Source organism: Pseudoduganella namucuonensis (genome assembly GCF_900116645.1).
Lineage (GTDB): Bacteria > Pseudomonadota > Gammaproteobacteria > Burkholderiales > Burkholderiaceae_D > Rugamonas > Rugamonas namucuonensis.
Genome location: NZ_FPBO01000082.1, coordinates 1 through 7,073, shown reverse-complemented (window position 1 = coordinate 7,073; position 7,073 = coordinate 1). Strand labels below are relative to the sequence as shown.

The following is a 7,073-nucleotide window of genomic DNA, read 5'->3' as shown; positions in this document are numbered from 1 at the left end:
ACAATGGCGGCGCCTACCGGGCCCATGCGACGCACGCGTTGGCGCGCGAGATGGGGCTGGAGCCGATTCATACGCCGGTGTGCAGCCCGCAGTCGAACGGGATCGCCGAAAGCTTCGTGAACACGTTTAAACGGGACTACGTCAGTCTGATGGACCGCAGCAATGCCCAAGTCGTTCTCGCCCAATTGCCAGACGCTTTTATGCATTTCAATGAGGTTCATCCGCACTCGTCGTTGAAGTTGAAATCCCCTCGCATGTTCAGGAGGGAGCTGGCGCGCCGGGCTCAGGAAAGCGGCGTTAACTAAGCGATAGGCTGTGTCCGGTTATACGGGGGCAAGATCAGCGGACGACGTCGAGCGAGACGCACTCGTCAAGTCCGCCATATCGGAACTCCGGCCCGAGAACGCGATCAGGATTCTCTTGCTCGCCCCGTTCAACGAAACGACTTGGTCGCTTGCCAGCTCGCTCGGCGAAACCGCGCAGGAACGGTACTGGAAAGAAGTAACCCCTGGCTGGCTCGGGGAATCCCCGTCGACGACACTGAAGGCTGTTGACATGCTCATGAAAGCCCAGCGACCGCGAGCCGCGTTCTCGCTCGTCAGGGACCACCCGAGTGTGTTACCAACGCAGACGCTATTCAGATTGCTCACGGAGATGACCCAAGACAGTGACGACAGGCCTGGCGAGTACCTTATCGAACATTACTGCGTCGAACGCGCGTTCAAACACATTGACAGCGCCGCTGAGCTCTCCCTTGAGCAGAAAGCTGGATTGGAATTCGCGTATATCGACGTACTGGTTCGCAGGTGGGAACGCAAAGGGAAATCCGAAATTCCCAACCTCGAGCTTTACATCGAAGCGCATCCTGAAGTCTTGGTGCAAGCCATCTGCTGGACCTACAAACGCAAGGATGGCGCAATGGACCCGCCTGAATTTCGGGTGGCGGCGGGCCGGGTAAAAGCGATGGCCGAACGCGGCTATACGCTCATGGAGGCCCTCAAGCGAATTCCGGGGACAGACGAAAACGGCGAGATTCATTCGGAACGACTCGGGAAATGGGTCGCGAGAATTCGCCATTCATGCGCCGAGCTGTCGCGTACCGAAATCGCCGACATAGTCATCGGAAAATTTCTTTCTTCATCCCCGCTGGGCAAAGACGGTGCGTGGCCCTGCGAGGCCGTGAGAACTGTCATGGAAGACGTACAGTCAGAAGACATGATGCGCGGCGCCCATACTGGCGTATACAACTCGCGCGGAGTACATACACGTGGCAACGGCGGGGACCAAGAACGGCAACTGGCCGAAAAGTACCGAAAATGGGCTCAGCAGATTCGGACTTCCTCGCCATACGTCGCATCAGAATTGCTCATGAAGCTGACAGACACATACGAGAAGGAGGCGACGCGTGAGGACACTGCGGCCAAAATCAACCGACGTCTGCGATAGCCGTCATGTATGCATCTAAGCCTCGGACTTCAATTCAGGCCGAGGAAGAGCGGACGCCGAAGACGTCCTATGGTGCGCCCCCAGTCGCCACAACTGTATAAAATCACAGTATGGAACGCCTTCAAGCCTTCAAATTCGCGTTGAACCCCAACGGCGAGCAGCAACGCGCCATGCGCCGCTTCGCCGGCGCCTGCCGTTTCGTTTTCAACCAGGCGCTGGAGGTTCAAATACAACGCCACGAGGGCGGCGAGCGGAAGCTTGGCTACGCCGAACTGTGCAGGTTGCTCACGGCATGGCGCAACGGGGCGGCGACCCCATGGCTGAAAGAAGCGCCGACGCATCCCTTGCAGCAGGCGTTGAAAGATCTGGAGCGCGCCTACACCAACTTCTTCGCCAAGCGGGCCGCCTTCCCTCGCTTCAAGAAGAAGGGCCGGCACGACAGCTTCCGCTACCCCGATCCCAAACAGATCAAGCTCGACCAAGCCCATGGCCGGGTGTTCCTACCCAAGCTGGGCTGGCTGCGCTACCGCGACAGCCGAACGGTGCCGGGCGAGGTGCGCAACGTCACCGTCAGCCAGTCGGCGGGACGCTGGTATGTGGCGATCCAGACCGCGCGCGATGTCGAGCGGCCCGTGCCGTCGGGCGGCGCGGTCGGCATCGATATGGGGATAGTCCGCTTCGCCACGCTGTCCGATGGCCAAGCGCTGGAACCCCTCGACAGTTTCAAGCGGCACGAGGAGCGTCTGCGGCGCGCGCAGCAAGCCATGAGCCGCAAGCGGAAACACGGCAAGAACTGGAACAAGGCGAAAGCCCGGGTCCAGCGCATCCATGCCCGCATCGGCAATGCCCGCCGCGACTACCTGCACAAGGCCACGACCACTATTTGCAACAACCACGCGATGGTGAGCGTCGAAGACTTGAAGGTCAGGAATATGTCGGCATCGGCGGCGGGCGATCGCGCCGAGCCGGGGCGCAATGTGCGCGCCAAGTCGGGCCTGAACAAGGCCATTCTCGACCAGGGCTGGCACGAGTTCCGCCGGCAGCTCGCTTACAAGCTGGCGTGGCGCGGCGGCATATTGGTGGCGGTGTCGCCGCGCGACACCAGCCGGACCTGTCCGGGCTGCGGCCATGTATCGGCCGACAACCGGCCCACGCAAGCGGTGTTCGCGTGCGTGGCGTGCGGATATTCAAAACATGCCGACCTGGTCGGCGCGATCAACATCCTCAGGGCGGGACACGCCCGATGCGCCTATGAAGTGAGCGACGCGGCAAGGTCGCCAGCAGTAGGAACCCGCCGAAGCGGCTCGAACCGGCTCGATCGGTGACAGCGCCGTAGGAATCCTCCCCCTTTCCGAGTCAGCGGCAACCGAAGGTTGAGGGGGAGGAGGAAGTCAAGGAGCCCTTGCCTATCGTGACCCGCCCCAGGATGGTGGCGCCGGCGTAGATCACCACGTCGTCCTCCACCACCGGGTGCCGCGGCAGCCCTTTCTGCAGGGCGCCGCTGTCGTCGGTGGGGAAGCGCTTCGCGCCCAGCGTGACCGCCTGGTAGATGCGCACCCGCTCGCCGATGATGGCGGTCTCGCCGATCACCACGCCGGTGCCGTGGTCGATGAAGAAACTGCCGCCGATGCTGGCGCCGGGATGGATGTCGATGCCCGTGTCCGAGTGCGCCAGCTCGGCGACGATGCGCGCCACCAGCGGCACGCCCAGGCCGTACAGCGTGTGCGCCAGGCGGTGGTGGATGATGGCCAGGATGCCGGGATAGCACAGCAGCACCTCGTCCACGCTGAGCGCGGCGGGGTCGCCGTGGTAGGCCGCCTCCACGTCCGTGTCCAGCAGCGCGCGTATCAGCGGCAGGCCGCGCGCGAAGCGCTGCACGATGTCGTAGGCGCGCTGCTCGACGGCGCCGGCCTTGCGCGCGGTGTCGTGCCGCGCGTTGTAGGCCAGCTCGCGGCGTATCTGCTCGTGCAGGCCGGTGAGCGCCGTGTCGAGCGTGTGGCCGACGAAGAAGTCCTCGCTCTCCTGGCGCAGGTCGGCCGGTCCCAGGCGCATCGGGAACAGCGCGGCGCACAGCAGTTGCAGCACCTCGCGCAGGCGCTGGCGGGACGGGAATTCGCGGCCGCCGCATTCCTGGTTGCGCAGGCGCGCCTGGCGCCATATGGTGCGCACCTGGCGCAGTTCGTCGACGATGGGGCCCAGCTCCCAGTGCGGGGTCTGTCCATGGACGGTGTTGGCCGCCAGGGCGGCGGCGGGGATGGCGGAGTCCAGTACGCGGTCGTTCATGGCGGCCCTCAATCCTGCAGCCATGGCAGGCCGTGCCAGCGCCAGCCGCCGCTGTGGCCGCGCTGGCCCGCCTCGTCGATCTCGCCCTCGAAGCCCTGGTCGACGTTGAAGGCGTTGGCGAAGCCGGCCTTGGTGGCCGTGTCGGCCGCCGCCGCCGAGCGCTTGCCGCTGCGGCACAGCAGCAGCAGCACGGCGTCCTTGCCGCCGGCCTTGGCCTCCAGTTCGCGCGTGAAGCGCGGGTTGCGCGTCAGCGCGGTGCCGCTGGCCCAGGCCACGTGCAGCGACTCGGGCACGCGGCCGACGAAGACGCGCTCCTCGTTGCTGCGCACGTCCACCAACAGCGCGTCGCCGGATTGCGCCAGGCGCCACGCGTCCTGGGGCGACACGACGCCGGCGTGCGGCAGGCCCGCCTCGGCGGCGGCCGCGCGCGCCCGTTCCAACGCGGGGTCGGCGGCGGACGCGCCGGAACCGCGGGCCGGTAAATGATGGTTGCCGTGCGCGGCGGCGGTATGCGCGGAACTGGCTGCGGTGCTCATCGGACGCCCTTTCGTTCGGATGGTTGCTGTCTATGACCAGCAATGTAGCGAAGCCGCGCCCGGGTTGAAACGAATTAAAAAATGCATGCAAAGTCGTAAACTACATAACAGTCACGCTTTATCTTTGAGCAACGCCCTGTTATCTGCTACGCTAGCTCACCTGTTCTAGAGGAGACACGCTATGGCTTTACCTCAAATGCCCAATATTCCGGGCGCCGCGGTTATGACGGATACGCTGGATTTCGTGAAGAACCTGTGGGGCAGCATGGGCGTGGTGCCCGGCATCGCCGCCCCCACCTTGTCGGTCGACGAACTGGACAAGAAGATCAACGACCTGAAGGCCGTGGAGGCCTGGCTGAACCTGAACTCGAGCATGGTGCGCGGCAGCATCCAGGCGCTGGAGGTGCAGCGCAACACCATCGCCACGCTGAAATCCATGGGCCAGACCATGGCCTCGGCCATGCAGCAGTCGCCGGACAAGGCGCCCGAGAAAAAACTGTTCGAATCGATACCCTACGCGTCGGCCTTCTTCCAGCACGCGGCCGATGTGCTGACCCCGGCCGCGCCGGGCGCCGCGCCCAAGACCGCCGCCACCGCCGCGCCGACCCAGGCGCCGACTGCGGCGCCGACCGCCGCGCCGGCCGCGCAGCAAGCCACGCCGCAGGCCGGCGCCGATGGCGCCGCGTCGGACCAGGCCGCTGCGGCCGCCGCCGCGATGGCGACGCCGGCCGCGTGGTGGAATCTGCTGCAGGATCAGTTCAAGCAGGCGGTGTCGACCGCCATGTCGCCGGAAGCGGTGAGCGGCGCGGCCGCGCGCGCGACCGAGGCGGCCACCAAGTTCGCGCAGGCCGCCACCAAGCCGCTGGCCAAGACGGTCACGGCCAAAACGGACGCCGACGCCGACGCAGCGAAGGCGCCGGCCAGGAAAGTCACGGTGCGCAAGGCGCCGGCCAAGAAGCCCGCGCCGAAGGCGGGCAAGGGCTAACCCTGCCGGGGACGGCCCCTCCGCGCCGCGCGCTCCCACGAATGCGGAGGCGCGGAACGCGGGATTCGGCGTCCCCGTCTATCCCCGAATGCCGTTTGGTTAAGCGGCCGAAGTCGTTATCTCGCCCTCTCTGCCGCATCCTGCGTGGGACTGACGCTAACTCAACGGTATTAGACTCGTAGGACGGACCTTGCCGCCATGGTCGGTGCTGTCGCCGACTGTGATGATTGTCAAAGGCATTTGGCCTCCTTGTTGTCGATGCCCAAATCAGTAGGTCGGCGGCCCGTCCGGTTCAGGCGTAATCACGTCAGAAACACCGCGCCACTCTGGAAGCTTCGCTGGAGGCAGCGGCAGGAATTCATCCAGCCTGCCCAACTTCAGATCGGGGTTGATTTGCAGTGCATTGCTAATTGCCTCATATCTGGCCGAGCGCTCAGGATCGGCAACGACTCCGAGAGCACTCAATACCTGAATTTCCGCAGGCTTAGCAGTACCCCAATACCCTTCCGTAAAGAGCAGGTAAAGTGCGTCCGCGCAGTCTTTGCAGCCAAATTTCACTCCTGCCTGATATGTTGCGAGCGCCTTGGGGTATTGCCGCATAATCCTAGCCTGAAGGCCAAGTTGATAAGCGGCCGCTCCATGTTCTTGTCCAAACGCGCATAACAACATGGCCTCCTCGTCGTCCAAACGACCTGCACCACCATAGGCTTCCGCCAAAGCCATTTGCGCCTCAGGACTCCCCATTTGGGCAGCTTTTAAATAGTAGGCCCAAACAAGATCAAGATCATAATGCGCACCTCCGTATCCATGTTGATGCGCCACGCCCAAATCATATATCCCCCAAGGCTGACCGGCTGCCGCAGCTTGCTGCGCTATTGCAACCGCTTTACTCGCCTCTTGGCCGACGACATGGTTGGATGGCATAGGACCTAAACCGTTTAGATAAAAATAAGCCAACAATGCCTTTGCTCCCCAGTCCCCTCGTCCAGCAGCAAAGCTGACATCGGCGAATATGCTTTGCGTCTCCTGCAAAGTCAGTTGCCACTCAATTTTGCTACGCCATAGCTTACGGGCGGCGATATACCGTTCATACACCACCGCATCACGAGTCGAAGGCATATGATCCTTCCAACGTCCGCAACGCGGGATCGGGGCGCTCACGTCAAAACGGGAAAATCCTGCGGGAATCGAGTGCATGGCCTGGTGCTCCAAATAGCGAAAAAGCGAATAACTTGCGACTAAGGCTATGGTAGCTAGGCCACCAAAAACTAACCATCGTTTGAGCTTGCCCATCTCTATATCACTGGAGCGCCAGGCTTGCGATTGACATGAAACGGCAACAACTGCGTTTCAATGACTCCACCGCTCCTCTTTAATTTCAAGTTAGATTTCATGGATTCAGTCCATTTTTTTAATGTCAGTGCCATATCGCCGAACTGCTGAGGCCCAGTACTGCCAATGCATTGGCGAAACAAGTCGCATCGCAAGCCGTAAGCGACATCTTTCGCCTCGCTCAGCACATTCAGCTCGCTATCCAATGCCATGCTGCGCAGATTCAGGTTGGCCGACCCGATCGTAAACGCGGCGTCATCGACGATGGCGACCTTGGCATGGATATAGATTTCCTCGTATTCATCAGGCCGCAATCTGCGGCTCGAGGGCGGCTTGGCGCAGGTCCAAAGCGATCCCATGACCACGTTGATACCGAACTTGGCCAGCTTCTCGGGGGTAAGCGGCTCGGCTTGGAGACGCTTGCGCGCCTTCTCCACTGTTTCCGCGTGCTCGTACACCATGGTGTGGCTATGCCCCAGCGTCTTGGCCAC

8 protein-coding genes are annotated in these 7,073 nt (G+C 62.6%); 4 read left to right on the top strand and 4 right to left on the bottom strand.

Annotated features, from left to right (window positions below):
* The 3 genes from BM436_RS35505 to BM436_RS35495 all read left to right on the top strand — a co-directional run.
* Positions 1–305 (top strand): integrase core domain-containing protein (locus tag BM436_RS35505; protein WP_143133508.1); only part of this gene is annotated, 305 nt, incomplete at its 5' end.
* Between the two features lie 115 nt (positions 306–420).
* A complete protein-coding gene (locus BM436_RS35500; RefSeq protein WP_143133507.1) occupies positions 421–1,446 on the top strand; it encodes a hypothetical protein in 1,026 nt (341 codons plus the stop codon).
* A 110-nt stretch (positions 1,447–1,556) separates the two neighbouring features.
* Positions 1,557–2,771, top strand: coding sequence for an RNA-guided endonuclease InsQ/TnpB family protein (locus tag BM436_RS35495; RefSeq protein ID WP_093561636.1), 1,215 nt, complete (start codon positions 1,557–1,559; stop codon positions 2,769–2,771).
* Positions 2,772–2,802: 31 nt separating this feature from the next.
* Here the strand turns inward: BM436_RS35495 and BM436_RS35490 are convergent, their stop codons facing one another.
* Positions 2,803–3,729, bottom strand: coding sequence for a serine O-acetyltransferase (locus BM436_RS35490; RefSeq protein ID WP_143133506.1), 927 nt, complete (start codon positions 3,727–3,729; stop codon positions 2,803–2,805).
* A gap of 8 nt (positions 3,730–3,737) precedes the next feature.
* A complete protein-coding gene (locus BM436_RS35485) occupies positions 3,738–4,265 on the bottom strand; it encodes a rhodanese-like domain-containing protein (RefSeq protein ID WP_093561635.1) in 528 nt (175 codons plus the stop codon).
* Between the two features lie 223 nt (positions 4,266–4,488).
* On the opposite strand from BM436_RS35485, the gene BM436_RS35480 reads away from it, so the two are divergent.
* Entirely contained in the window at positions 4,489–5,250 is a 762-nt protein-coding gene (locus tag BM436_RS35480) for a PhaM family polyhydroxyalkanoate granule multifunctional regulatory protein (RefSeq protein ID WP_229491059.1), read from the top strand.
* A 267-nt stretch (positions 5,251–5,517) separates the two neighbouring features.
* On the opposite strand, the gene BM436_RS35475 is transcribed toward BM436_RS35480, so the two are convergent.
* A complete protein-coding gene (locus BM436_RS35475; protein WP_093561633.1) occupies positions 5,518–6,543 on the bottom strand; it encodes a DUF6396 domain-containing protein in 1,026 nt (341 codons plus the stop codon).
* Positions 6,544–6,545: 2 nt separating this feature from the next.
* The coding region (locus BM436_RS35470; RefSeq protein ID WP_229491057.1) for a phospholipase D-like domain-containing protein at positions 6,546–7,073 on the bottom strand (528 nt) is incomplete at its 5' end.